14 protein-coding genes, 39 tRNA genes and 3 rRNA genes are annotated in these 24,029 nt (G+C 45.8%); 49 read left to right on the top strand and 7 right to left on the bottom strand.

Translation table 11 applies throughout. The annotated features are described in order from the left end of the window. Positions 1-15 precede the first annotated feature (15 nt). From NST62_RS09365 to NST62_RS09350, 4 genes are all read right to left on the bottom strand, one after another. Positions 16-1,059, bottom strand: coding sequence for a DctP family TRAP transporter solute-binding subunit (locus tag NST62_RS09365; protein ID WP_141602698.1), 1,044 nt, complete (start codon positions 1,057-1,059; stop codon positions 16-18). Between the two features lie 183 nt (positions 1,060-1,242). Beyond that, positions 1,243-1,911 (bottom strand): response regulator, encoded by a 669-nt coding sequence (locus NST62_RS09360; protein ID WP_141602697.1) that lies wholly within the window; start codon positions 1,909-1,911, stop codon positions 1,243-1,245. After that, entirely contained in the window at positions 1,908-3,392 is a 1,485-nt protein-coding gene (locus NST62_RS09355) for a sensor histidine kinase (protein WP_141602696.1), read from the bottom strand. The genes NST62_RS09360 and NST62_RS09355 overlap by 4 nt, the downstream gene beginning before the upstream one ends. A gap of 275 nt (positions 3,393-3,667) precedes the next feature. Next, the gene (locus tag NST62_RS09350) at positions 3,668-4,855 is read right to left on the bottom strand and encodes a MalY/PatB family protein (protein WP_141602695.1); all 1,188 of its coding nucleotides are present in this window, start codon (positions 4,853-4,855) and stop codon (positions 3,668-3,670) included. Between the two features lie 107 nt (positions 4,856-4,962). Here NST62_RS09350 and NST62_RS09345 point away from each other — a divergent pair, with 107 nt between their 5' ends. Next, on the top strand, positions 4,963-5,208 hold the full coding sequence (locus NST62_RS09345) for a DUF1871 family protein (protein WP_141602694.1): 246 nt from the start codon (positions 4,963-4,965) through the stop codon (positions 5,206-5,208). Between the two features lie 196 nt (positions 5,209-5,404). Continuing rightward, complete coding sequence (gene yugI, locus NST62_RS09340; protein ID WP_141602693.1) at positions 5,405-5,773, top strand: S1 domain-containing post-transcriptional regulator GSP13; 369 nt, start codon at positions 5,405-5,407, stop codon at positions 5,771-5,773. Between the two features lie 36 nt (positions 5,774-5,809). Here yugI and NST62_RS09335 read toward each other — a convergent pair whose 3' ends face one another. Next, complete coding sequence (locus NST62_RS09335; protein WP_342462827.1) at positions 5,810-7,111, bottom strand: helix-turn-helix domain-containing protein; 1,302 nt, start codon at positions 7,109-7,111, stop codon at positions 5,810-5,812. A gap of 143 nt (positions 7,112-7,254) precedes the next feature. Between NST62_RS09335 and pruA the strand changes: the two genes are divergently transcribed. The 3 genes from pruA to NST62_RS09320 all read left to right on the top strand — a co-directional run bounded on the left by pruA (position 7,255) and on the right by NST62_RS09320 (position 11,558). Continuing rightward, positions 7,255-8,808, top strand: coding sequence for an L-glutamate gamma-semialdehyde dehydrogenase (pruA, locus tag NST62_RS09330; RefSeq protein WP_141602691.1), 1,554 nt, complete (start codon positions 7,255-7,257; stop codon positions 8,806-8,808). A 236-nt stretch (positions 8,809-9,044) separates the two neighbouring features. After that, positions 9,045-10,283: a Glu/Leu/Phe/Val dehydrogenase gene (locus tag NST62_RS09325; RefSeq protein ID WP_141602690.1), complete on the top strand. Its 1,239-nt coding sequence runs from the start codon at positions 9,045-9,047 to the stop codon at positions 10,281-10,283. Positions 10,284-10,394: 111 nt separating this feature from the next. Further along, positions 10,395-11,558, top strand: a complete 1,164-nt coding sequence (locus tag NST62_RS09320) for an iron-containing alcohol dehydrogenase (RefSeq protein ID WP_141602689.1) — start codon at positions 10,395-10,397, stop codon at positions 11,556-11,558. A gap of 79 nt (positions 11,559-11,637) precedes the next feature. Here the strand turns inward: NST62_RS09320 and NST62_RS09315 are convergent, their stop codons facing one another. Both NST62_RS09315 and NST62_RS09310 read right to left on the bottom strand, forming a co-directional pair. Further along, positions 11,638-12,606 (bottom strand): cation diffusion facilitator family transporter, encoded by a 969-nt coding sequence (locus NST62_RS09315; protein ID WP_342462826.1) that lies wholly within the window; start codon positions 12,604-12,606, stop codon positions 11,638-11,640. A gap of 14 nt (positions 12,607-12,620) precedes the next feature. After that, a complete protein-coding gene (locus tag NST62_RS09310) occupies positions 12,621-13,325 on the bottom strand; it encodes an MgtC/SapB family protein (RefSeq protein ID WP_141602687.1) in 705 nt (234 codons plus the stop codon). Between the two features lie 82 nt (positions 13,326-13,407). Between NST62_RS09310 and NST62_RS09305 the strand changes: the two genes are divergently transcribed. From NST62_RS09305 to NST62_RS09090, 44 genes are all read left to right on the top strand, one after another. Beyond that, positions 13,408-14,307, top strand: a complete 900-nt coding sequence (locus NST62_RS09305; protein WP_141602686.1) for a DMT family transporter — start codon at positions 13,408-13,410, stop codon at positions 14,305-14,307. 242 nt (positions 14,308-14,549) lie between these two features. After that, positions 14,550-16,101: ribosomal RNA gene (locus tag NST62_RS09300) — 16S ribosomal RNA — on the top strand. A gap of 134 nt (positions 16,102-16,235) precedes the next feature. Further along, a 23S ribosomal RNA gene (locus NST62_RS09295) occupies positions 16,236-19,161 on the top strand. 62 nt (positions 19,162-19,223) lie between these two features. After that, positions 19,224-19,299, top strand: a tRNA-Val gene (locus NST62_RS09290). A 16-nt stretch (positions 19,300-19,315) separates the two neighbouring features. Continuing rightward, positions 19,316-19,391: transfer RNA gene (locus NST62_RS09285), tRNA-Thr, on the top strand. Positions 19,392-19,396: 5 nt separating this feature from the next. Beyond that, positions 19,397-19,468: transfer RNA gene (locus NST62_RS09280), tRNA-Lys, on the top strand. 26 nt (positions 19,469-19,494) lie between these two features. After that, positions 19,495-19,569 (top strand) — tRNA-Gly (locus NST62_RS09275). A gap of 3 nt (positions 19,570-19,572) precedes the next feature. Continuing rightward, positions 19,573-19,661 (top strand) — tRNA-Leu (locus NST62_RS09270). A 19-nt stretch (positions 19,662-19,680) separates the two neighbouring features. Further along, positions 19,681-19,757, top strand: a tRNA-Arg gene (locus NST62_RS09265). A 14-nt stretch (positions 19,758-19,771) separates the two neighbouring features. Next, positions 19,772-19,848: transfer RNA gene (locus NST62_RS09260), tRNA-Pro, on the top strand. Between the two features lie 7 nt (positions 19,849-19,855). Continuing rightward, positions 19,856-19,931 (top strand) — tRNA-Ala (locus NST62_RS09255). A gap of 21 nt (positions 19,932-19,952) precedes the next feature. Beyond that, positions 19,953-20,026 (top strand) — tRNA-Met (locus NST62_RS09250). A gap of 6 nt (positions 20,027-20,032) precedes the next feature. Then, positions 20,033-20,109, top strand: a tRNA-Ile gene (locus NST62_RS09245). A gap of 30 nt (positions 20,110-20,139) precedes the next feature. Further along, positions 20,140-20,232: transfer RNA gene (locus tag NST62_RS09240), tRNA-Ser, on the top strand. Between the two features lie 12 nt (positions 20,233-20,244). Continuing rightward, positions 20,245-20,321 (top strand) — tRNA-Met (locus NST62_RS09235). A 4-nt stretch (positions 20,322-20,325) separates the two neighbouring features. Continuing rightward, a tRNA-Asp gene (locus NST62_RS09230) sits at positions 20,326-20,401 on the top strand. A gap of 10 nt (positions 20,402-20,411) precedes the next feature. Then, positions 20,412-20,487, top strand: a tRNA-Phe gene (locus NST62_RS09225). A 6-nt stretch (positions 20,488-20,493) separates the two neighbouring features. Continuing rightward, positions 20,494-20,567: transfer RNA gene (locus NST62_RS09220), tRNA-Gly, on the top strand. Positions 20,568-20,572: 5 nt separating this feature from the next. After that, positions 20,573-20,649, top strand: a tRNA-Ile gene (locus tag NST62_RS09215). A gap of 6 nt (positions 20,650-20,655) precedes the next feature. Then, positions 20,656-20,730, top strand: a tRNA-Asn gene (locus NST62_RS09210). A gap of 4 nt (positions 20,731-20,734) precedes the next feature. After that, positions 20,735-20,827, top strand: a tRNA-Ser gene (locus tag NST62_RS09205). Positions 20,828-20,835: 8 nt separating this feature from the next. Further along, positions 20,836-20,907: transfer RNA gene (locus NST62_RS09200), tRNA-Glu, on the top strand. A gap of 69 nt (positions 20,908-20,976) precedes the next feature. Continuing rightward, positions 20,977-21,092: ribosomal RNA gene (gene rrf / locus NST62_RS09195) — 5S ribosomal RNA — on the top strand. Together the 16S, 23S and 5S rRNA genes with 39 tRNA genes alongside form the textbook arrangement of a ribosomal RNA operon. A gap of 7 nt (positions 21,093-21,099) precedes the next feature. Next, positions 21,100-21,175, top strand: a tRNA-Val gene (locus tag NST62_RS09190). 16 nt (positions 21,176-21,191) lie between these two features. Beyond that, a tRNA-Thr gene (locus NST62_RS09185) sits at positions 21,192-21,267 on the top strand. 5 nt (positions 21,268-21,272) lie between these two features. Then, positions 21,273-21,347: transfer RNA gene (locus NST62_RS09180), tRNA-Lys, on the top strand. A gap of 9 nt (positions 21,348-21,356) precedes the next feature. Next, positions 21,357-21,441 (top strand) — tRNA-Leu (locus NST62_RS09175). Between the two features lie 8 nt (positions 21,442-21,449). Next, a tRNA-Gly gene (locus tag NST62_RS09170) sits at positions 21,450-21,524 on the top strand. A gap of 3 nt (positions 21,525-21,527) precedes the next feature. Beyond that, positions 21,528-21,616 (top strand) — tRNA-Leu (locus NST62_RS09165). Positions 21,617-21,635: 19 nt separating this feature from the next. Beyond that, positions 21,636-21,712 (top strand) — tRNA-Arg (locus NST62_RS09160). Between the two features lie 14 nt (positions 21,713-21,726). Next, positions 21,727-21,803, top strand: a tRNA-Pro gene (locus NST62_RS09155). Positions 21,804-21,810: 7 nt separating this feature from the next. Then, positions 21,811-21,886, top strand: a tRNA-Ala gene (locus NST62_RS09150). A 21-nt stretch (positions 21,887-21,907) separates the two neighbouring features. Next, positions 21,908-21,981, top strand: a tRNA-Met gene (locus NST62_RS09145). Between the two features lie 6 nt (positions 21,982-21,987). Beyond that, positions 21,988-22,064, top strand: a tRNA-Ile gene (locus tag NST62_RS09140). A 30-nt stretch (positions 22,065-22,094) separates the two neighbouring features. Continuing rightward, positions 22,095-22,187 (top strand) — tRNA-Ser (locus NST62_RS09135). Positions 22,188-22,199: 12 nt separating this feature from the next. Beyond that, positions 22,200-22,276, top strand: a tRNA-Met gene (locus NST62_RS09130). Between the two features lie 4 nt (positions 22,277-22,280). Continuing rightward, positions 22,281-22,356: transfer RNA gene (locus tag NST62_RS09125), tRNA-Asp, on the top strand. 10 nt (positions 22,357-22,366) lie between these two features. Beyond that, positions 22,367-22,442, top strand: a tRNA-Phe gene (locus NST62_RS09120). Positions 22,443-22,448: 6 nt separating this feature from the next. Further along, positions 22,449-22,522: transfer RNA gene (locus tag NST62_RS09115), tRNA-Gly, on the top strand. A gap of 5 nt (positions 22,523-22,527) precedes the next feature. Beyond that, a tRNA-Ile gene (locus tag NST62_RS09110) sits at positions 22,528-22,604 on the top strand. A 6-nt stretch (positions 22,605-22,610) separates the two neighbouring features. Beyond that, positions 22,611-22,685, top strand: a tRNA-Asn gene (locus NST62_RS09105). 4 nt (positions 22,686-22,689) lie between these two features. Continuing rightward, positions 22,690-22,782: transfer RNA gene (locus NST62_RS09100), tRNA-Ser, on the top strand. Between the two features lie 8 nt (positions 22,783-22,790). Then, positions 22,791-22,862 (top strand) — tRNA-Glu (locus NST62_RS09095). Between the two features lie 116 nt (positions 22,863-22,978). After that, the gene (locus tag NST62_RS09090; protein ID WP_141602790.1) at positions 22,979-23,920 is read left to right on the top strand and encodes a dipeptidase; all 942 of its coding nucleotides are present in this window, start codon (positions 22,979-22,981) and stop codon (positions 23,918-23,920) included. Positions 23,921-24,029: the final 109 nt, after the last annotated feature.

Below are 24,029 nucleotides of genomic sequence, written 5' to 3'. Positions count from 1 at the left end.
AAAGCTCTTATTAACCTATTGAACTTTCAGGTTTTTTGGAAGATTCCGGATGTAGTACTCCCCGTATCGATGAGCGTAGTAATCGTATACTGGGGAAAAGCGTTTCTCCCAATCTTTTTTCTCTTCTTCCGACAGGTAATAGATATCGATGCATTGGCAATCTTCAATTTCCCGAAGTTTTTGATCGTTTAATTCTTTTGCAAGATTCCATTGCCATTCTTGCACTTCCTTCAATGTATCGATAATCAGCTGCTGGTCTTCTTTCGACAACTTTTTCCAAAAATCATAATTAAATAAGAGGAAATATCCTAAATAACCATGATCGGAAATGGTTAAGTATTTTTGCAATGAATAAAGATTTTTGCTCGTGATATTGGTTAATGTATTTTCCTGCCCTTCTACATCACCTTTTTTCAAAGATTGAAAGACCGTGTTAAAATCGATTTTCCTCGGTATGGCATCAACTACGTGATATTGTTCCGCCAAAATATCGCTCTGCATGATGCGCATACGGATTCCTTTTAAATCTTTGTAATGCTCAATCGGTCTCGTGTCGTTGCTGATCTGTTTAAAACCGCTGTCCCATAATCCGAGGGCAATCAGATTATGTTTCTTTAACAAGTTTTTCAACCGGTTTCCTGCTTCGCTTTCTGTAAACTCATGGACTTCTTCCAATGAGTCGAAGGCGTAAGGCAGATCGTAAATCGAAAGTTCAGGCACCAAATCGGTCAATTTGGATATGGCGGGAGCGATTAATTGGACATCTTCTCTCATGAGAGCATCCAATTCCTCCATATCTTTATAGAGAGTTCCGTTTGAAAATACTTGAACTTCGATTCGGCCGTTTGAGCGTTCTTTGATGAGTTCGGCGAATTTTCTGGCAGCCATTCCTTTCGGAGTATCTTCACCGACTACGTGGGAAAAGCGAATCACCAGCCGTTCCTCTTCGCTTAATTGTTCCAAATCAATTGGGTAATCTTCATACCGGGCACATGCCGCTATGAAGAATGGGACGGCGAGCAGGATGCCGAACATTACAATTTTTTTTAAATTTTTCATTGCAATCCCCTTGAATGATGGTTTCATAAGGTTAATTTCATAGTAAATCAAAATCGAAAATTCGCAATATTGTGGTATTATTGGACATTTTGTTCTTTTTGGTATATAACAGTTTTTCCTGAAAAATAACTGTTATATCACATTTGGGGAGGCAAAAAAAAAAAGAGCCATACAGCTCTTGGATCAGAGGGAATAGTATTTGGTTGGACGTCCAACTGTACCGTATTTTAAATCGATTTTTACTTCGCTGATGCTCGCAAGATAATCCAAATATTTTCTTACCGTGACCCTTGCCATGCCCGTATTTTGCGCCAATTGTTCGGCTGTGACGGGCTGGTTGATTTCCTTCAATTTGTCGGTTATTTGTTTCATTGTAATTTCATTCAATCCCTTTGGCAGTTCCTTTTGCTGCTCAAAAGTATTTCGATAGTATTCATCGATGTCATTTTGCTTCAATTCCGTCTTGTTGGTTAATTTTTTCCGGGATCGGGCATAATTCTCCAACGCTTGTTGGAACCGTTCAAAGCGAAAAGGTTTGACCAAATAATCAAAAGCCCCTAAACGCGTCAATTCCTGGACGGTTTTTGCATCCCGGGCTGCGGTAATCATAATGATGTCGACAGGGAGGCGGTCATTGCGGATTTTGTAAAAAAGTTCAAGCCCGGAAATATCCGGCAAATACATGTCCAATAAAATTAAGTCGGGCTTTTTATCCTTGATTGCATGATAGGCATGTTCGCCCGATTGCGCTTCACCAACAAGTGAGAACCCCTTTGTTTTCAATAAAAAACTTTTGTTTACTTCCAACACCATCGGATCATCTTCCACGATTAATACGCGGATATCGTTCATGATACATTCCCCCCAACTTTTACTATAATTGTTGTACCAACCCCTGGTTCCGAGAAGACTTTAATCTTTCCGTGATTCGAATCGACAATCTGCTTTACCAAAGCAAGTCCAATTCCATGGCCGTCCTTATTTTTCGTCGTGAAGCCGTAATCAAAAATCCGCTCCACCGGTTCCGGAATGCCTACTCCGTTATCTTGCACTTCGATGTATAGATAATGTTTGTCTCCCTGAATGAGAATATCGACAAACTTTTCCTCTTTGGAAAGGCAGGCTTCCATTGCATTATCGAGCAGATTGCCGATGATGGTGATCAGGTCGCCGCTGGAAAATCCGGTGACATAATCAAATAAATATGAATCATCACTTAAAGTCAGTTCGACTCCCAATTCCTTGGCTCTGGAAAATTTGCCGATCAGCAGGCCTTGAATGGAATAGTCGTGGATTTTGTCTTTAATTTTTTGAAAGACGCTTTCCTCATCCGTAATTTCATCCAGAATGAGACTGACGGCTTCCTCATTCCGGTTCAGTTGGATCAAACCTGCAATGCTATGCAGACGGTTGAGAAATTCATGATGTTGCGCCCGCAAGGTATCAACAAGCGTTTTTACGCCGGTTAATTCTTCCGCGAGCGTATGGGCCTCCTTCCGGTCGGTAATGACAATCAATGAACCGGCATTTTTCTCGCGGATTTTTAACGGAAAAATGCGGACCAGATACATTTGGTTAAACAGGGACAGCGGCCGGTAGCCTTCCTGTTTTTCCGATTGTTCTTCCGCCAGCCAAGTATCTTTGAACACTTCTTTCAGGGTTCCTTTTTTATCGAAAAAATGGGCATATTTTCTTGCCAAATGATTTGCATAAGTAATATTTCCATGGCCATCCGTAGCGAGGATTCCCACATCCATCGCCTGCATCATGGCGGAACGCTCTTCCACGATGCGGGCAATTTCGGATGGTTCCAAATTTAATGTTTGACGTTTGATATGGTTGGCGATGAAAATAGAGCCGACAAGACCAATGCATAATCCCCAAAATAACGCGATGAAAATGTCGGATTGATATTCTTCCACCAAACTCTTCCACTTCGGGGTAATGATTCCGACGGTGATGACTCCGACCTGTTTGGTGGCTTCGGGATTCATAATCGGAACGAATGCCCGGATGGAGAATCCCTGCACGCCGATCGCTTTGGAAATATATTCGTGCTGGGAATATGCTTCATTGTTTTTTATTTCCTCATTCACCGTTCCGATTTTGCTTTCGGAAGGATGGGAATATCGGACGCCTTTCATGTCGAAGATGACGATATAGTCGACATCCGTAGCCAACCGGATGCGTTCGGCGATCGGCTGGATGACTTCGAACCCTTTTTCCGTGCCAACCGATGTTTGAACTTCCTCCAATTGGGCGACAGTCCTGGCAATGGCGATGGCTCTTGAACCGAATTCCTTTTCAAAGGCGCCCGCAATATTATGGATCATAATAAAACCGCTCGTAGAGATAGAAAAAAGTACAATCACAAAAGAAAATAGGAACATGGTCAAACTGAGAGGAAGCTTCTTTTTCATCACTTTTTGATATTAACAACTCCATTTTCGTATCATTACGAATATATTTTTTTAACATTATATTATAAATAGAAGTTTGAACAAAAGTAGCAAAAAGCATAGGTATAAAAGAAAAAAAGCATCATTTTCCCGAAAGGAAAATGATGCTTTGGTTTTTGGCCATTATTATAACGGAAATAATTGTTATTTCACAATAGTGCTTTTTTAAACCGTTCAACGCCCTCTTTTACCGTTGCAAACGGACATGCCAAATTCATGCGCAAAAATCCTCTGCCGGCTTCGCTATATTTTGTGCCCGGTTCCAGCGCCAATTTCCCTTTGTTTAATAAACGGTCCATCATTTCTTTTTCCGATAGTCCCGTTCCACGGTAATCGATCCATACCAGATAAGTCGCATGAGGACGGATCACACGAACCCCATCTATTTGATTTAACTCTTTCTCCAAATAATCAATATTTTTGTCAACATATTGAATCATTTCATCGAGCCATTCGTCGCCTTTTTCATAAACCGCTTGAACGCCCGCGGCAGCAAGCGCGTTCCAATCGTCCAAACCGTGAGCGTTCTTATTCTGGATTAATTTTTTGCGCAATTTTTCATTTTCGGCAACGATGATGGCCGCATGAAGTCCCGCCAAATTGAAGGTTTTCGTCGGAGCAATGCAGGCAACGATTTTCGCCTGATCGGCCCCTTCCACTGTCATTGTAGGGATATGTTTGTATCCGTCAAAAACGATATCGGCGTGGATTTCATCCGAAATGAGCAGCACATCGTATTTGATGCACAGCTGGATCAATTTTTTAAGAGTTTCTTCCGACCAGACAACCCCGCCGGGATTATGAGGGCTGCACAGAATATAGGCCTTTACGCCATTTTTGAATTCTTCCTCCAATTTTTCAAAATCATATTCATAAATATTCTCTTTGCTTTCTGCCAGATTACATTCAACCACTTTCCGCTTCAATCCTTTTGGAATATTGAAAAACGGCGGATATACAGGAGTCGAAATGCATACTTTGTCTCCAGGCTCCGTGAAGGTTTCAAGAACGGTTGCGATGGCAGGAACGACGCCGCTGTGGAAAAGCAGGGCCTCCTTGCTTATATCCCAATTATGGCGGCGTTTGTACCATTGCCGGATCGCCTCTTTGCAATCGTCGCTGATGTAGGAATATCCGAAAATCGGGTGGTTCAGGCGTTCTTTAATGGCATCAATCACCACTTGAGGGACGGCGAAATCCATATCCGCCACCCACATCGGCAAAACATTATCCGCATCTTCCACATTGTATTTCGCGCGATAGCGGTCTTTGAATTTGTCCCATTTCAAACTGTTCGTATTTCTTCTTTCGTATATCTCATCAAAATTGATCGTCATCTCAATCACTCTTTTCCTTTTGATTTTTTCTTTAAATATGATGATAATATGATATCATAAGAACAAAAATCTGGAATTTGCAAGGTGAAATCGTGGAGAGCGCATGCATGAATCAAAAAGCCCATTCCGTTTTAAAGAAACGGGATCCTTTACAATTGGGCGAAGATGCTTATGATTTTGAAGCAGGCGATGTAGCCGCTGCGTTAGAGACCATAAATGATCCGACAGAATTGGCCAAGGTTATTCAAAGGGTGTACGAGCGCTCCTTTGAGATATGGATTCCCTTTGAAAAATGTGTAGAAATAGCTTACCAGTTGATTGCCATAAAATTTGAGGCTAAGAGTATTATATAAAAAAGTATCCTTTGTTTTAAGGGATACTTTTTACTTTTGTGTTTTTTGGCCATCCCTTCGCGGTTGTGAAAAGCGCTGGAATTGTTCATGAAAGTTGGAAGTTTTTTTCAAAATAGGGTGATTCTTTGTTTCGGTTTCATTCATTATGTTATAATTTAACATGAGACATATGCAGTGAAAGAAAGTAGGAACAAAAATGAAAAAAAAATACAAAGTGGGTGACGTTGTAACGGGAAAAGTAACCGGGATTCAACCATATGGGGCTTTTGTGGCATTGGATGAGTCGACGCAAGGCCTTGTGCACATTTCTGAAATCACTTATGGTTACGTTCGGAATGTGGAAGATTTTTTTAAAGTAGGGGACGAAATACAGGTGAAAATCCTTGATATAGATGAACGTAACGAAAAAATCAGTTTGTCTACACGCGCATTGCAAGATCCGCCACAAAAGAATATGGAAAAGAATCCGAAAAAAACTTTACAGGAACGTGTCAATGAACAGGATGCAAACGGTTTTCAGATGCTGAAAGAAAAACTTCAAGATTGGATTGAAAGAAGCCAATGAAAAACCCAAAAGCAAAATCGCTTTTGGGTTTTTTTTTTAGCTTTTTAATTTTCTTATGCGGTATTGCAAATTTTGTCTTGTCATTCCGAGCGCTTTTGCCGTTTTCGTAATGTTTCCGTCGTTCATTTTTAATGCATGTTGCAAGTAATATTTTTCCGCTTCTTTTAAATACTCATTTAATGGCAGCAATTCCTTTTCCGGCTGAAGAAGGAAAAATTCCGGTTTTTTCGTTTGGTCATTTTGTTGTTGCAGTTTAAAGCGAAAATGGAGCGGCAGCATTTCGTACGTAACATACTTTTCGTTTGTAATCATTGAGGATATTTCATCGAGCAACAGTTCCAGTTCCTTCAGATTTCCAGGCCAGTCGTATCGGAGAAAAAGTTCCATCACATCATCCGATAATCCCTGAATGTTGGAATTGAAGCGGTCCCGATGACGCGCAAAATAATCATCGATGAATGGTTTAATATCTTCTTTCCTTTCGCGCAAGGCGGGTATAGAAATGCTCATGGAGGCAAAATAATAATATAAGTCTTTTAATAATTGATGATTGCTGATCAAATCTATCGGGTCTCCGCCGACGCTGCCGATGATCATATGTTTTTCGGGCGGAAGGCTTTTTAAAATATTCAGTAATTCTTTTTGGACGGAAAGAGAATAAAATTCGAGCCGTTCGAAGAAAAAAGTATAACTTTTCTCTTGCGCTAAATATGTTTTGAGCCTTTCGATCTGATTCGGCCTGCGGCTAAAAAGCGTAACAAATTCATCGTTTTTCGGTTGCAGTTCATGGTGGATGCCTTCAGCAATCATGTCTTTTCCGGTCCCGGGTTCCCCGATTAACAATACGGGAATGCGGGCCCGGGCAGCCTTTTTGGCTTTTTCTTTCACGATTTGTATCGGCTTGGATATGGCTGTGATGACGTTGAATGTCAAAGGTTCACCGTATCTCCGCAACGGCTGATAGATCAATTTTTCCAAGGAGGTAATGTCGCGGGCAAATTGGATGGCGCCAATCAGTTTTTTTCCGTCGAAAATCGGGTACGTATCATTAATAGTAGTAATTTCATGGCCGTATTTGTTCCAGTAAGTTTGTTTTACATTCAACTCTTTCATGCCCGTTTTTAATACGCGCATCAATGAGCTGTCATTCAAACGAAAAGCAAAAAGCTCCAAAATGGTGCGGTCGGATATATCTTCAACATCAAAACCTTCTATTTCTTTCATTTTCCGGTTGTATAAAATCGTTCTTCCTTCCGCATCAACGGCATGAATGCCGACGGAAGCATGTTCAACTACAAATTGATATAGATTCAGCAGTTGTTCTTTTGTTAAAGCCATAGGCAACACCTCAAAAATTTTTATTACGATTCTGTAATAAGTGTTGAAAAACGCAACAATATTTTGCATTATTATTATATATAAATCTGAAATGAGTGCAAATATTTTTTGCACTTATGGAATTAAAAAAGGAGGAGTTTCAAATGATTCCCTACAAACATGAGCCGCTAACAGATTTTTCGATTGAAGAAAATCGTCAAAAGTATCTTGATGCACTGAAAAAAGTGGAAAGTGAATTGGGCAAGGACTATCCGTTGATTGTGGGCGGTGAAAGAATTACAACAGAAGATAAAATCGTTTCTTATAATCCCGCGAATAAGACAGAAGTTGTCGGCCGAGTTTCAAAAGCGAATAAAGAAATCGCAGAAAAAGCGATGCAGGTTGCGGATCAAACATTCAATACTTGGAAAAAAGTCGATCCTGTAATTCGTGCTGAAATTTTGTTCAAGGCTGCAGCTATCGTTCGCCGCCGCAAGTTTGAACTTTCTGCCTGGCTGACGAAAGAGGCTGCAAAGCCATGGGCTCAAGCGGATGCTGATATTGCAGAGGGTATCGATTTCTTGGAATATTATGGACGACAAATGTTGGAATTGGCAAAAGGAAAACCGGTGGAAGAACTTCCTGGAACAATCAATAAATATGTTTATATTCCATTAGGTGTCGGCGTTGTCATTTCTCCTTGGAACTTCCCGTTCGCCATCATGGTAGGTACTACAGTAGCAGCGATGGTTACCGGAAACACGGTGTTATTAAAACCTGCTTCCGCCACTCCGGTAATTGCTTATAAGTTTATGGAAATCCTTGAGGAGGCGGGAATGCCGCCTGGAGTTGTAAACTATATACCTGGCTCAGGCGCAGAAGTAGGGGATTATTTGGTGGACCATCCTCGAACTCGTTTCATCAGCTTTACGGGTTCGCGCGAAGTGGGCGTTCGAATTAATGAACGGGCAGCCATCATTCATGAAGGTCAAATTTGGATTAAGCGAGTGATTGCCGAAATGGGAGGCAAAGATGCGATCGTAGTGGATGATGCGGAAAATGCCGATTTGGAATTGGCGGCCCAATCCATCGTGGCGAGCGCCTTCGGATTCAGCGGACAAAAATGTTCTGCCTGCTCCCGTGCAATCATTGTCGGTGACGAAGCGTACAATAAAGTGGTTGAGCGGGTTGCGGAATTGACAAATGAGCTAGTTGTAGGAGATCCTGCGAATCCGGAAACATATGTAAACCCTGTAATTGATGCAGGAGCATTCAAGAAAATCACAGAGTACATTGAAATCGGCAAGAAAGAAGGACGCCTGGTTGCCGGTGGACAGTATGATGATTCAAAAGGATATTTCATTCATCCGACGGTGTTTGCGGATGTGGATCCGAACGCAAGAATCATGCAGGAAGAAATCTTTGGTCCTGTTCTTGCGATGACAAAAGCAAAAGATTTTGATGAAGCATTGGAAATCGCCAATAACACAGTATATGGTCTGACAGGCGCGGTGATTTCAAATAACCGTTTCCACTTGCAAAAAGCCGCTGAAGATTTCCATGTGGGCAACCTTTACTTCAACCGCGGTTGTACGGCGGCCATTGTCGGATATCAGCCATTTGGAGGATTCAACATGTCCGGTACAGATTCCAAAGCGGGCGGTCCTGACTATCTGCTTCTTCATATGCAAGCAAAATCGATTTCAGAAACTTTATAAAATCAGCAAAAAAAGCAGACGTTTTTTGCGTCTGCTTTTTTTATGGAAAAGGTATTCTAAATCGTATTTACGGTAAATAAATTAATAAGTGAGGCTTGCAAGAAAAAATGGTTGTATAAGTGAACGGACATTATTAAAATGGAAATTACCTAGTACAATTAACACGATTTGCTTTTTTGTTGTGTTACTACAGAATTAAGAATAATAAATAATTGAGTTAAAAGAGGCGAGAGCGTATGGCTGAAAATCTTCTTGTTTCAACACAAGCAGTCATTAAAGAGGCATTATTCAGGCTTGGATATGATGAAGCGATGTATGAATTATTAAAAGAGCCGATTCGCATGTTGAAGGTGCGCATCCCCGTCAAAATGGATGACGGAACAACGAAAGTGTTTACCGGATACCGCGCGCAACATTCCGATGCGGTTGGTCCGACAAAAGGAGGCATCCGTTTTCATCCGAATGTCACTGAAGATGAAGTGAAAGCGCTTTCGATGTGGATGACATTAAAATGCGGCATTGTTGATTTGCCATATGGCGGCGGGAAAGGTGGAATCGTTTGCGATCCCCGTCAAATGTCAATGGGAGAGCTGGAGCGGTTAAGCCGCGGCTATGTCCGGGCGATTAGCCAAATTGTTGGTCCAACGAAAGATATCCCTGCTCCTGATGTCTTTACGAATGCGCAAATCATGGCCTGGATGATGGACGAGTACAGCCGGATTGATGAGTTCAATTCCCCTGGATTCATTACCGGGAAACCGATTGTTTTAGGCGGATCCCAAGGACGCGACCGGGCAACGGCGGAAGGGGTAACAATCGTCATTCAGGAAGCTGCGAAAAAGCGGGGAATTGACATAAAAAATGCCCGGGTAGTGATTCAAGGCTTTGGAAATGCCGGCGGTTTCCTTGCCAAATTTATGAGCGACTTGGGGGCAAAAGTCATCGGAATTTCCGACGCTTATGGCGCTTTATATGATCCGGAAGGGTTGGACATCGATTATTTGCTGGATCGCAGGGATAGTTTTGGCACGGTGACAACGCTGTTTGAGAACACCATTACAAATAAAGAATTATTGGAACTCGATTGTGATATCCTGGTTCCGGCAGCCATTGAAAACCAAATTACCGCTGAAAATGCACCGAATATCAAGGCAAAAATCGTCGTTGAAGCCGCTAACGGCCCGACGACTGCCGAAGCAACGAAAATCTTGACTGAGCGGGGCATTTTATTAGTGCCGGATGTGCTTGCTTCCGCCGGCGGGGTAACCGTTTCCTATTTCGAATGGGTTCAAAATAATCAGGGCTATTATTGGTCAGCGGAAGAAGTGAAAGAGAAACTGCGCGAACGGATGGTCAAAGCATTCGAAAATGTATATCAAACTGCCGAAAACCGGAATGTGGACATGAGGTTGGCAGCCTACATGGTAGGAGTTCGGCGCACTGCGGAAGCTTGCCGGTTCCGTGGTTGGGTGTAAAAATCAATACAAAGGAAAAAAACACCATTTTTCTTATATGAAAAATGGTGTTTTTTGTTTATGATAATAGTCAAGGGGGAGTAATAACGCAGAAAAGAAGGGAGAAGTTGCATGAATAATTTTACATTTTCCAATCCTGTGCGGTTGTATTTTGGAAAAGGGGAAATCATCAAATTAAAAAAAGAGCTGCCTAAGTATGGAAGGAACGTTCTGTTAGTCTATGGAGGCGGAAGCATTAAAAGAAACGGCATCTATGATGAAGTGATTTCAATCTTGAAGGAATTGGATTTGAACGTTTTTGAATTGAGCGGCGTGGAACCGAATCCCAGGGTGGAAACGGCGAGAAAAGGAATCGACATCTGCAAACGGGAATCCATTGATTTCGTTCTTGCGGTTGGTGGAGGTTCCGTCATTGATTGTTCGAAATTAATTGCCGCAGGGGCGAAACATGAAGAAGATCCATGGAAAATTGTCACAAACCAGGTGCATGTAAAAGATGCATTGCCATTGGGGACGGTCATTACCCTTGCAGCGACAGGCTCCGAAATGAATGCCAATTCTGTGATTACGAATGGCGAGACAGAAGAAAAATACGGTTGGTCCAGCGGAAAGGTATATCCGAAATTTTCGATATTAGATCCTGCATATACGATTACCGTGCCCAAAGAACAAACGGTCTATGGAATTGTGGACATGATGTCCCATGTCTTTGAACAATATTTTCATAATGCCAAAAATACATTGATTATGGATGAATTATGTGAAGGCGTGTTGAGGACCGTCATCGAAACGGCACCGAAGCTATTGGAGGATTTGGAAAACTACGAATTGAGGGAAACCATTTTACTGTCCGGAACAATTGCTTTAAATGGGATGCTTTCAATGGGATCGGATGGAGATTGGGCTACCCATCAAATTGAACATGCGGTTTCGGCGGTTTATGATATTCCGCACGGCGGAGGGCTCGCCATCCTTTTCCCGAACTGGATGAAACACGTTGTCCATGTTAATCCTGACCGTTTTGCCAGACTTGCTGCCAAAGTGTTTCAAGTCGATCCGTCCAATAAGTCGGCAGAAGAAGTGGCTTATGAAGGCATCGAACGCTTGCGGGCATTTTGGACATCCCTGGGAGCGCCAAGCCGTTTGAAGGATTATGGCATTGATGATTCGAAGCTGGATGTTTTAGTGGAAAAAGCGATGGCGAATGGTCCGATTGGCAGGTTTAAAGTTCTGCAAGAGAGCGATGTGCGGGAAATTTATAAAATGTCTTTATAAAGTGGAACAGGCTGTCCAGAAGCGCGACTTCTGGGACAGCCATATTTTTTATCAGAGTTCGGGAGTTTATTAAGTTGAATTAATTTGTTTCATGGTGATTCCATTCGGTAATATTGTCCTCTTTATCAAAAGCGATCATGACTTTTGTAACGCCTTTTTGGGCCAAAATCAATTCAACAAGATGGTCGCGCACCTGATCCAAATATTCAAGGGAAAGTGTCGGATTTGTTTCTGCAATCAGTTCAACATGGAGGAACTCGCCCTCTTTTACCACTTCAAGCCGTTCGATATCTTTGACATGGGGATCTTTCATGACCAGGTTTCCAATATGAATCAGCATTTCTTCATCGGTTTCCCCGATGACTCCACGGGCATTATCAAGAAAGACCCTTCCCACGACAAAAAACATCATCGTCCCGATGATCATTGATACAATGCCTTCCAATTCATGAAATCCGGTAAAATATGCGATGACGATGGCCAGAAAAGCAAGCACGTTCCCTGAAGTCGCCACCGCATCCTCCATCCATACCAATTTTGTTGCCGGTTTTGCCCGTTTCAAATATACAGCCGATTTTGGTATTGATCCAAAAACGGAAGCAGATACTCCCGTTTCATGTAAAATTTCCTTTGCTGCTTTATGCAGAACAAAACTTTCCATTATAATTCCTATCAATAGGACTCCAAGGGCCAATAAAATCCCATCCGATTGTTTGACGGGATGTAGCACATGATGCAATCCTTCCCGGACGGTTTCATATGAAAGGATGCCGACAATGATGACAGCCCCTAAACAAACAAGGTTTACGACGCGGCCAAAGCCGTTGGGGAACTGTATTGTCGGGGCTTTTTTCGATAATGCTGAACCGACAAAAACGAAAAATTGGTTGGCGGCATCCCCCAATGAGTGCATCATTTCGGCAAACATTGCCACATTTCCGGTGAAAAAGTAGGCTATTCCCTTGATTATTCCCAAAAATAGGTTGACTAATGCTGCTATGAAAGATGGTTTGTTGCCGTTTTTTAGCAGTCTGGCTAACTCTCTCATCTATTTCCTCCAAACTACGACAATATTTCGATTTCGATTTTTTGAATGTATGGAAGGGCATGGAAAGTCTCAAAGATGGAATAAGTATTCTTTTTTAATAAAGTAGAAAAGCGAATATTCACCTCATAATTTAAATTTTCTCCGCTGATCCGAATATTATCAATAACCATACCATTATTTTCCATAAACTTCAATAAATCTTCGATATTTTCTTTTTTTGCAATGCCCGCTTTTAGCGAAAGTTCCCGCATGCGAATCCTTTTGGGCCCGATTTTCATCAGGAAAGGTGCGACAACTTTTATTCCCACTACTACAATGAGTACCGTAACAATCGCTTCCAAATAAAATCCTGCCCCAACCGCAATCCCGATTCCCGCGGCACCCCAGATGATTGCTGCGGTTGTCAGGCCTGTGATGCTGTCATTTCCTCTCCTTAGAATGACCCCGGCTCCTAAAAAGCCGATGCCGCTCACGATTTGGGCTGCAAGTCTCAACGGATCCATCGTTATATTAATTTCATCCCTTGGAGGGGTATTATATGCAGTATCAATCGAAATAATCGTCAACAAACAACTAAATGTGGATATTACCAAACTTGTTTTTAATCCCACAGGTTTTTTCTTTAGTTCCCTTTCAATACCGATAATTAAACTCAGCATTGCGGCGATGGCCAATTTCAGAAGATCTTCCTGCCGTATCATCATGATCAAAGTGTGCATTGTTCTTCCCCCTTTTCTATTGCGCATTCGTATTAAGCATGTAAAAATAATAATAAAAAAGAAACATCAGGAGCCTATATTGATGGAAAAACCTCCAGTTCATCCATATATCCCGATTGTCATCGGGATGATATCAATTTCATTCTCTGCGATTTTTGTCAAACTTGCACAAGCCGAATCGGGAGCCATTGCATTTTACCGGATGCTTTTTACGGTATTGATTTTGCTTCCGGCTTTTATTAAAAATCGCCTGCATGAATTAAAATTGTTATATCAAAGAGATTGGCTGTTTTCAACGGTTGCGGGCATTTTTCTGGCATTCCATTTCATTTTCTGGTTTGAATCTCTCCGTTACACTTCTGTTGCAAGTTCCACGGTTCTTGTGACAATGCAGCCCCTATTTGCTTTTATAGGAACTTATTTATTTTTTAAAGATTCTATCACCATGAAAACCCTTTTGTCCGGAGTTATCGCAATTTTGGGGAGCGTTTTAATTAGCTGGGGGGATTTTCGCCTAAGCGGCAACGCTTTATTTGGGGATATACTTGCCCTTATCGCTTGTGTATTGGTAACCGCATATTTTTTATTCGGACAAGAAGTCCGGAAGAGGGTATCTTTAATTACGTATACGATGGTGGTATATTCAATTAGTACAATATGTTTGTTTTTTTATGTATTCATAAAAGGAGAGTCCTTTGGCCCTTATCCTTTAATGACATGGGTATGGTTTTTGCTTCTCGCCATCATTCCGAATTTATTGGGCCATTCTTTGTTTAATTGGTCCATCAAATGGGTCAGCACCAATGTCATTTCCATCGCGGTGCTGTTTGAACCCATCGGCGCTTCCATATTGGCGCTATTCATTTTCGGTGAAAAATTGACTGCTTCACAAATCATTGGCGGACTTATTGTCATCCTGGGACTCATGTTGTTTGTTTTTGATTTAAAAACGTTGGTAAAATTTTTTAGAAAAAATGATTGATTTCTTCAGAAATATGTTTTATACTATTCCATGTCTTTAGCGGATGAGATTGTCTGTAAAACAAATTATAACAAACTGTTGACAAGAATATATGTTATATTTATAATTTAATAATTGTGTGAGTATTGATGGTTTGAACCTTGAAAACTGAACACCAAAGCGTTGATGCCAGAAACAATTCCGGTTTGCCGGCCCCGTCGGCGGACCGGATTCGGACAAACAATTTGAGTGAAATCAAATTCTTTTTGGAGAGTTTGATCCTGGCTCAGGACGAACGCTGGCGGCGTGCCTAATACATGCAAGTCGAGCGGACCTCATAGGAAGCTTGCTTTTTATGAGGTTAGCGGCGGACGGGTGAGTAACACGTGGGTAACCTGCCCTATAGACCGGGATAACTCGCGGAAACGCGTGCTAATACCGGATAACACAGCGGAGCGCATGCTCCGGTGTTGAAAGGTGGTTCTGCTACCGCTATAGGATGGGCCCGCGGCGCATTAGCTAGTTGGTGGGGTAACGGCCTACCAAGGCGACGATGCGTAGCCGACCTGAGAGGGTGATCGGCCACACTGGGACTGAGACACGGCCCAGACTCCTACGGGAGGCAGCAGTAGGGAATCTTCCACAATGGGCGAAAGCCTGATGGAGCAACGCCGCGTGAGCGAAGAAGGTCTTCGGATCGTAAAGCTCTGTTGTAAGGGAAGAACAAGTGCGGTAGTAACTGACCGCACCCTGACGGTACCTTACGAGAAAGCCACGGCTAACTACGTGCCAGCAGCCGCGGTAATACGTAGGTGGCGAGCGTTGTCCGGAATTATTGGGCGTAAAGCGCGCGCAGGCGGTCTCTTAAGTCTGATGTGAAAGCCCCCGGCTCAACCGGGGAGGGTCATTGGAAACTGGGAGACTTGAGTGCAGGAGAGGGAAGCGGAATTCCATGTGTAGCGGTGAAATGCGTAGAGATATGGAGGAACACCAGTGGCGAAGGCGGCTTCCTGGCCTGTAACTGACGCTGAGGCGCGAAAGCGTGGGGAGCAAACAGGATTAGATACCCTGGTAGTCCACGCCGTAAACGATGAGTGCTAGGTGTTAGGGGGCTTGCCCCTTAGTGCTGCAGCTAACGCATTAAGCACTCCGCCTGGGGAGTACGGTCGCAAGACTGAAACTCAAAGGAATTGACGGGGGCCCGCACAAGCGGTGGAGCATGTGGTTTAATTCGAAGCAACGCGAAGAACCTTACCAGGTCTTGACATCCCGCTGACCGCCATGGAGACATGGCCTTCCCTTCGGGGACAGCGGTGACAGGTGGTGCATGGTTGTCGTCAGCTCGTGTCGTGAGATGTTGGGTTAAGTCCCGCAACGAGCGCAACCCTTGTCCTTAGTTGCCATCATTCAGTTGGGCACTCTAAGGAGACTGCCGTACAAATACGGAGGAAGGTGGGGATGACGTCAAATCATCATGCCCCTTATGACCTGGGCTACACACGTGCTACAATGGGCGGTACAAAGGGCTGCGAACCCGCGAGGGGGAGCGAATCCCAAAAAGCCGCTCTCAGTTCGGATTGCAGGCTGCAACTCGCCTGCATGAAGCCGGAATCGCTAGTAATCGCGGATCAGCATGCCGCGGTGAATACGTTCCCGGGCCTTGTACACACCGCCCGTCACACCACGAGAGTCTGTAACACCCGAAGTCGGTGAGGTAACCCTTCCGGGAGCCAGCCGCCGAAGGTGGGACAGATGATTGGGGTGAAGTCGTAACAAGGTAGCCGTATCGGAAGGTGCGGCTGGATCACCTCCTTTCTAAGGATGATAACTGATGAAGGCATTGACGTTTTGGGTTCAGTTTTGAAGGTTCATACACCTTCAAACTTGTTCCTTGAAAACTGGATAAACGGCATTGAAAGTGAAGCTCTTGCGAGCAATCGCAAGCCGACGGTTAAGTTGGTAAGGGCGCACGGTGGATGCCTTGGCACTAGGAGCCGATGAAGGACGGGACTAACACCGATATGCTTCGGGGAGCTGTAAGTAAGCTGTGATCCGGAGATTTCCGAATGGGGCAACCCACTGTTCGTAATGGAACAGTATCTTAACGCGAATTCATAGCGTTAAGAGGGCACACCCAGGGAACTGAAACATCTCAGTACCTGGAGGAGAAGAAAGAAACCTCGATTCCCTTAGTAGCGGCGAGCGAAACGGGAAGAGCCCAAACCAAGAGGCTTGCCTCTTGGGGTTGTAGGACACTCTATACGGAGTTACAAAAGGATGGGTTAGACGAACCGTTCTGGAAAGGACGGCCGTAGAAGGTAACAGCCCTGTAGTCGAAAATCCATCCTCTCCAGAGTGGATCCTGAGTACGGCGGAACACGTGGAATTCCGTCGGAATCCGGGAGGACCATCTCCCAAGGCTAAATACTCCCTAGTGACCGATAGCGAACCAGTACCGTGAGGGAAAGGTGAAAAGAACCCCGGGAGGGGAGTGAAAGAGAACCTGAAACCGTGTGCCTACAAGTAGTCAGAGCCCGTTAACGGGTGATGGCGTGCCTTTTGTAGAATGAACCGGCGAGTTACGATCACGTGCAAGGTTAAGCCGAAGAGGCGGAGCCGCAGCGAAAGCGAGTCTGAACAGGGCGACGGAGTACGTGGTCGTAGACCCGAAACCAGGTGATCTACCCATGTCCAGGGTGAAGGTGAGGTAGCACTCACTGGAGGCCCGAACCCACGCACGTTGAAAAGTGCGGGGATGAGGTGTGGGTAGCGGAGAAATTCCAATCGAACTTGGAGATAGCTGGTTCTCTCCGAAATAGCTTTAGGGCTAGCCTCGTGTAAAGAATACTGGAGGTAGAGCACTGTTTGGACTAGGGGCCCACCTCGGGTTACCGAATTCAGACAAACTCCGAATGCCAGCTATTTATACACGGGAGTCAGACTACGAGTGATAAGATCCGTGGTCGAGAGGGAAACAGCCCAGACCACCAGCTAAGGTCCCAAAGTAGCCGTTAAGTGGAAAAGGATGTGGCGTTGCTTAGACAACCAGGATGTTGGCTTAGAAGCAGCCATCATTTAAAGAGTGCGTAATAGCTCACTGGTCGAGTGACGCTGCGCCGAAAATGTATCGGGGCTAAACGGTTCACCGAAGCTGTGGATCCGTGCTTCGCACGGGTGGTAGGAGAGCGTTCTAAGCGCGCAGAAGTCAGACCGGAAGGACTGGTGGAGCGCTTAGAAGTGAGAATGCCGGTATGAGTAGCGAAAGATGGGTGAGAATCCCATCCGCCGAATGACTAAGGTTTCCTGAGGAAGGCTCGTCCGCTCAGGGTTAGTCGGGACCTAAGTCGAGGCCGAAAGGCGTAGACGATGGGCAACAGGTTGATATTCCTGTACCACCTCCCCGCCGTTTGAGCGATGGGGGGACGCAGGAGGATAGGGAAAGCACGCCGTTGGTCGAGCGTGTCCAAGCAGCAAGGCGGGGAAGTAGGCAAATCCGCTTCCCGCAACGCTGAGCTGTGATGGGGAGCGCATTGCGCGCGAAGTTCCCGATTTCACACTGCCAAGAAAAGCCTCTAGCGAGGCGGGAGGTGCCCGTACCGCAAACCGACACAGGTAGTCGAGGAGAGAATCCTAAGGCGAGCGAGAGAACTCTCGTTAAGGAACTCGGCAAAATGACCCCGTAACTTCGGGAGAAGGGGTGCTCATTGGGGTGCAAGCCCCGATGAGCCGCAGAGAATAGGCCCAGGCGACTGTTTATCAAAAACACAGGTCTCTGCTAAACCGCAAGGTGATGTATAGGGGCTGACGCCTGCCCGGTGCTGGAAGGTTAAGAGGAGGAGTTAGCGCAAGCGAAGCTCCGAATTGAAGCCCCAGTAAACGGCGGCCGTAACTATAACGGTCCTAAGGTAGCGAAATTCCTTGTCGGGTAAGTTCCGACCCGCACGAAAGGCGTAACGATCTGGGCGCTGTCTCAACGAGAGACTCGGTGAAATTATAGTACCTGTGAAGATGCAGGTTACCCGCGACAGGACGGAAAGACCCCGTGGAGCTTTACTGTAGCCTGATATTGAATTCCGGTACAGCTTGTACAGGATAGGTAGGAGCCGTAGAAGGGGGAGCGCCAGCTTCCCTGGAGGCGCCCTTGGGATACTACCCTGGCTGTACTGGGATTCTAACCCGCAAGCCTGATCGGCTTGGGAGACAGTGTCAGGTGGACAGTTTGACTGGGGCGGTCGCCTCCCAAAGAGTAACGGAGGCGCCCAAAGGTTCCCTCAGAATGGTTGGAAATCATTCGCAGAGTGTAAAGGCATAAGGGAGCTTGACTGCGAGACCTACAAGTCGAGCAGGGTCGAAAGACGGGCTTAGTGATCCGGTGGTTCCGCATGGAAGGGCCATCGCTCAACGGATAAAAGCTACCCCGGGGATAACAGGCTTATCTCCCCCAAGAGTCCACATCGACGGGGAGGTTTGGCACCTCGATGTCGGCTCATCGCATCCTGGGGCTGTAGTCGGTCCCAAGGGTTGGGCTGTTCGCCCATTAAAGCGGTACGCGAGCTGGGTTCAGAACGTCGTGAGACAGTTCGGTCCCTATCCGTCGTGGGCGCAGGAAATTTGAGAGGAGCTGTCCTTAGTACGAGAGGACCGGGATGGACACACCGCTGGTGTACCAGTTGTCTTGCCAAAGGCACAGCTGGGTAGCTATGTGTGGACGGGATAAGTGCTGAAAGCATCTAAGCATGAAGCCCCCCTCAAGATGAGATTTCCCATTGCGTAAGCAAGTAAGATCCCTCAAAGACGATGAGGTAGATAGGTCCGGGGTGGAAGCACGGTGACGTGTGGAGCTGACGGATACTAATCGATCGAGGACTTAACCAAGAAAACACTTTCGATGCCGTTATCCAGTTTTGAGGGAACAACCTCTATCAAAGGGATTATTTGGAGGATTAGCTCAGCTGGGAGAGCATCTGCCTTACAAGCAGAGGGTCGGCGGTTCGATCCCGTCATCCTCCACCATAAAACGGATAAATATGCCGGCGTAGCTCAACTGGTAGAGCAACTGACTTGTAATCAGTGGGTTGAGGGTTCGATTCCTTTCGCCGGCACCATTGATGAGCCATTAGCTCAGTGGTAGAGCATCTGACTTTTAATCAGAGGGTCGAAGGTTCGAGTCCTTCATGGCTCATTTTTTGGAATAGTTATATGTTTTTTGCGGAAGTAGTTCAGTGGTAGAACATCACCTTGCCAAGGTGGGGGTCGCGGGTTCGAGTCCCGTCTTCCGCTCCATAAGCCGGGGTGGCGGAATTGGCAGACGCACAGGACTCAAAATCCTGCGGTAGGTGACTACCGTACCGGTTCGAGTCCGGTCCTCGGCACCAAAACAAGTCGGTAAACCGGGCGCCAGTAGCTCAATTGGATAGAGCGTCTGACTACGGATCAGAAGGTTGTGGGTTCGACTCCTGCCTGGCGCGCCATAAAAAAGAAGGACCGGGAAGTAGCTCAGCTTGGTAGAGCACTTGGTTTGGGACCAAGGGGTCGCAGGTTCGAATCCTGTCTTCCCGACCAGAAACACGGGGCATTAGCTCAGCTGGGAGAGCGCCTGCTTTGCACGCAGGAGGTCAGCGGTTCGATCCCGCTATGCTCCACCATAATAATATATGAAAGAATTCGGCGGTGTAGCTCAGCTGGCTAGAGCGTACGGTTCATACCCGTGAGGTCGGGGGTTCGATCCCCTCCACCGCCATCCCGAGGACCTTTAGCTCAGTTGGTTAGAGCAGACGGCTCATAACCGTCCGGTCGCAGGTTCGAGTCCTGCAAGGTCCACCAAAAGGTTCATTAAGGGAAAGAGAACAATATGGAGGAATACCCAAGTCTGGCTGAAGGGATCGGTCTTGAAAACCGACAGGCGGGTCAAACCGCGCGGGGGTTCGAATCCCTCTTCCTCCACCATAATAAGATTATCGCGGGGTAGAGCAGTCTGGTAGCTCGTCGGGCTCATAACCCGGAGGTCGCAGGTTCAAATCCTGCCCCCGCAACCAAAACGGTTCCGTGGTGTAGTGGTTAACATGCCTGCCTGTCACGCAGGAGATCGCGGGTTCGAGTCCCGTCGGAACCGCCATATAGATTGTGGGTCGGTAGCTCAGTCGGTAGAGCAGAGGACTGAAAATCCTCGTGTCGGCGGTTCGATTCCGCCCCAACCCACCATTGCATGCGGGTGTAGTTTAATGGTAAAACCTCAGCCTTCCAAGCTGATGTCGTGGGTTCGATTCCCATCACCCGCTCCATAAATGGGCCTATAGCTCAGTCGGTTAGAGCGCACGCCTGATAAGCGTGAGGTCGATGGTTCAAGTCCATTTAGGCCCACCATAATATTCCGAAGTAGCTCAGTGGTAGAGCAATCGGCTGTTAACCGATCGGTCGTAGGTTCGAATCCTACCTTCGGAGCCAAAACGGAGAAGTACTCAAGTGGCTGAAGAGGCGCCCCTGCTAAGGGCGTAGGTCGGGGTAACCCGGCGCGAGGGTTCAAATCCCTCCTTCTCCGCCATGGAAAACGGCCCCTTGGTCAAGTGGTTAAGACACCGCCCTTTCACGGCGGTAACACGGGTTCGAATCCCGTAGGGGTCATAATAAAAAAATAAAAAAACAGCTTGAAAAATAAACAGATTATGATACAATAATTCTTGTCTTTAAAAGTCTGGTGACGATGGCAAAGAGGATACACCCGTTCCCATACCGAACACGGAAGTTAAGCTCTTTAGCGCCGATGGTAGTGAGGGGATTCCCCTTGCGAGAGTAGGTCGTTGCTAGACTTGATATGGAGGATTAGCTCAGCTGGGAGAGCATCTGCCTTACAAGCAGAGGGTCGGCGGTTCGATCCCGTCATCCTCCACCATAAAACGGATAAATATGCCGGCGTAGCTCAACTGGTAGAGCAACTGACTTGTAATCAGTGGGTTGAGGGTTCGATTCCTTTCGCCGGCACCATTGATGAGCCATTAGCTCAGTGGTAGAGCATCTGACTTTTAATCAGAGGGTCGAAGGTTCGAGTCCTTCATGGCTCACCATTAATAAATGCGGGTGTGGCGGAACTGGCAGACGCACCAGACTTAGGATCTGGCGCCTTCGGGCGTGGGGGTTCGACTCCCTTCACCCGCACCATGAATTTTGCGGAAGTAGTTCAGTGGTAGAACACCACCTTGCCAAGGTGGGGGTCGCGGGTTCGAGTCCCGTCTTCCGCTCCATAAGCCGGGGTGGCGGAATTGGCAGACGCACAGGACTTAAAATCCTGCGGTAGGTGACTACCGTACCGGTTCGAGTCCGGTCCTCGGCACCAAAACAAGTCGGTAAACCGGGCGCCAGTAGCTCAATTGGATAGAGCGTCTGACTACGGATCAGAAGGTTGTGGGTTCGACTCCTGCCTGGCGCGCCATAAAAAAGAAGGACCGGGAAGTAGCTCAGCTTGGTAGAGCACTTGGTTTGGGACCAAGGGGTCGCAGGTTCGAATCCTGTCTTCCCGACCAGAAACACGGGGCATTAGCTCAGCTGGGAGAGCGCCTGCTTTGCACGCAGGAGGTCAGCGGTTCGATCCCGCTATGCTCCACCATAATAATATATGAAAGAATTCGGCGGTGTAGCTCAGCTGGCTAGAGCGTACGGTTCATACCCGTGAGGTCGGGGGTTCGATCCCCTCCACCGCCATCCCGAGGACCTTTAGCTCAGTTGGTTAGAGCAGACGGCTCATAACCGTCCGGTCGCAGGTTCGAGTCCTGCAAGGTCCACCAAAAGGTTCATTAAGGGAAAGAGAACAATATGGAGGAATACCCAAGTCTGGCTGAAGGGATCGGTCTTGAAAACCGACAGGCGGGTCAAACCGCGCGGGGGTTCGAATCCCTCTTCCTCCACCATAATAAGATTATCGCGGGGTAGAGCAGTCTGGTAGCTCGTCGGGCTCATAACCCGGAGGTCGCAGGTTCAAATCCTGCCCCCGCAACCAAAACGGTTCCGTGGTGTAGTGGTTAACATGCCTGCCTGTCACGCAGGAGATCGCGGGTTCGAGTCCCGTCGGAACCGCCATATAGATTGTGGGTCGGTAGCTCAGTCGGTAGAGCAGAGGACTGAAAATCCTCGTGTCGGCGGTTCGATTCCGCCCCAACCCACCATTGCATGCGGGTGTAGTTTAATGGTAAAACCTCAGCCTTCCAAGCTGATGTCGTGGGTTCGATTCCCATCACCCGCTCCATAAATGGGCCTATAGCTCAGTCGGTTAGAGCGCACGCCTGATAAGCGTGAGGTCGATGGTTCAAGTCCATTTAGGCCCACCATAATATTCCGAAGTAGCTCAGTGGTAGAGCAATCGGCTGTTAACCGATCGGTCGTAGGTTCGAATCCTACCTTCGGAGCCAAAACGGAGAAGTACTCAAGTGGCTGAAGAGGCGCCCCTGCTAAGGGCGTAGGTCGGGGTAACCCGGCGCGAGGGTTCAAATCCCTCCTTCTCCGCCATGGAAAACGGCCCCTTGGTCAAGTGGTTAAGACACCGCCCTTTCACGGCGGTAACACGGGTTCGAATCCCGTAGGGGTCATTGAAGACTCGAGACAATGAGAAATTGTCTCGAGTTTTTTTTTTGCACTAGATTCCCGTTGGAACATCTTCAGAAATTTTTAAATACTATAGTGACAAAAGGGTTGGGGGGAGAAAATGAAGATTGTGGACCTGCATTGCGATGTTCTAGAAAAATTAGCTCGATTTAAAGATGCTGATTTTCGAAATGATTCAAGATTGCATGCCAACTTTGAAAGGCTCAAAGCGGGCAATGTAATGGTTCAAGTTTTCGCGATATTTATCCATCCTAATATCCCTCAAGAGCGGAAGTTTCAGGAAGCTTTGCGCCAAATTGAAGCGTTTCATCAAAATGTTTTGAAAGAGCCCGAAATGGTTCACATTAAGGATTGGAAACAAATTGATGAATTGAAAGAAGGACAAATAGGGGCTGTCTTAAGTTTAGAAGGTTGTGATGCGATTGGAAAAGATTTAGAGAAATTAAAAATGATTCTTGATGCAGGGGTAAAAATTGTCGGATTAACATGGAATTATGAAAATGAACTAGGATACGGTACATTGGAAGATTCAACAAAAGGCATAAAACCTTTTGGGAAAAAAGTAATCGAATTATTAAATGAACGGGATATTATCATCGATGTGGCGCATTTGAATGAAAAGGGATTTTATGAATTATTGCCGCTTGCGAAAAAAGTGATTGCCAGCCATTGCAATTCCCGAACAATCTGTGATCATCCGAGAAATTTAACGGATGAACAGGTGAAATTGCTCGTTGAAAAAGGTGGGCGCATTCATGTAGTATTTTATCCTCCGCTTGTAGAAAAGGAGAGGAAGACGACCACCATTGAAAAGTTGGTTGAACACATCAAATATTTGGCAGATCTGGTGGGACCGGAACATATTGGATTTGGTTCCGATTTTGATGGCATGGATCCATTATCAATAACCAATTTATCCAATGCAGGGGAATTTCCCAATATCATCGAAAGACTGCGGAAAGAATTTAGCGAAGATGAAGTGAGGCTTTTTTCGCAAGAGGGTTTTATGAATTATATAAGAAAATTAAATAAAGCGTCATAAGAAAAAATTTATGACTAATAGTTTGGAAAGAGAACTTTTATCTTCAGATGGAGTTCTCCTATTTTTGTGCTTATATAGCCAAAATGGCAATAATTTTTTATATTGGGCT

Origin of the sequence: Ureibacillus sp. FSL K6-8385 (assembly GCF_038593155.1) — a bacterium.
Lineage (GTDB): Bacteria > Bacillota > Bacilli > Bacillales_A > Planococcaceae > Ureibacillus > Ureibacillus terrenus.
This window is presented reverse-complemented; position numbering and strand designations above follow the sequence as displayed.

Excerpts from the sequence above, each read along its gene's own strand:
- NST62_RS09315 (WP_342462826.1), bottom strand. The coding sequence starts at position 12,606 with ATGAGAGAGTTAGCCAGACTGCTAAAAAACGGCAACAAACCATCTTTC.
- NST62_RS09345 (WP_141602694.1), top strand. The coding sequence starts at position 4,963 with ATGAATCAAAAAGCCCATTCCGTTTTAAAGAAACGGGATCCTTTACAA.
- yugI (WP_141602693.1), top strand. The coding sequence starts at position 5,405 with ATGAAAAAAAAATACAAAGTGGGTGACGTTGTAACGGGAAAAGTAACC.
- NST62_RS09355 (WP_141602696.1), bottom strand. The coding sequence starts at position 3,392 with ATGATCCATAATATTGCGGGCGCCTTTGAAAAGGAATTCGGTTCAAGA.
- NST62_RS09350 (WP_141602695.1), bottom strand. The coding sequence starts at position 4,855 with ATGACGATCAATTTTGATGAGATATACGAAAGAAGAAATACGAACAGT.
- NST62_RS09335 (WP_342462827.1), bottom strand. The coding sequence starts at position 7,111 with ATGGCTTTAACAAAAGAACAACTGCTGAATCTATATCAATTTGTAGTT.
- NST62_RS09310 (WP_141602687.1), bottom strand. The coding sequence starts at position 13,325 with ATGCACACTTTGATCATGATGATACGGCAGGAAGATCTTCTGAAATTG.
- NST62_RS09090 (WP_141602790.1), top strand. The coding sequence starts at position 22,979 with ATGAAGATTGTGGACCTGCATTGCGATGTTCTAGAAAAATTAGCTCGA.
- NST62_RS09325 (WP_141602690.1), top strand. The coding sequence starts at position 9,045 with ATGGCTGAAAATCTTCTTGTTTCAACACAAGCAGTCATTAAAGAGGCA.
- NST62_RS09365 (WP_141602698.1), bottom strand. The coding sequence starts at position 1,059 with ATGAAAAATTTAAAAAAAATTGTAATGTTCGGCATCCTGCTCGCCGTC.
- NST62_RS09320 (WP_141602689.1), top strand. The coding sequence starts at position 10,395 with ATGAATAATTTTACATTTTCCAATCCTGTGCGGTTGTATTTTGGAAAA.
- NST62_RS09305 (WP_141602686.1), top strand. The coding sequence starts at position 13,408 with ATGGAAAAACCTCCAGTTCATCCATATATCCCGATTGTCATCGGGATG.
- pruA (WP_141602691.1), top strand. The coding sequence starts at position 7,255 with ATGATTCCCTACAAACATGAGCCGCTAACAGATTTTTCGATTGAAGAA.
- NST62_RS09360 (WP_141602697.1), bottom strand. The coding sequence starts at position 1,911 with ATGAACGATATCCGCGTATTAATCGTGGAAGATGATCCGATGGTGTTG.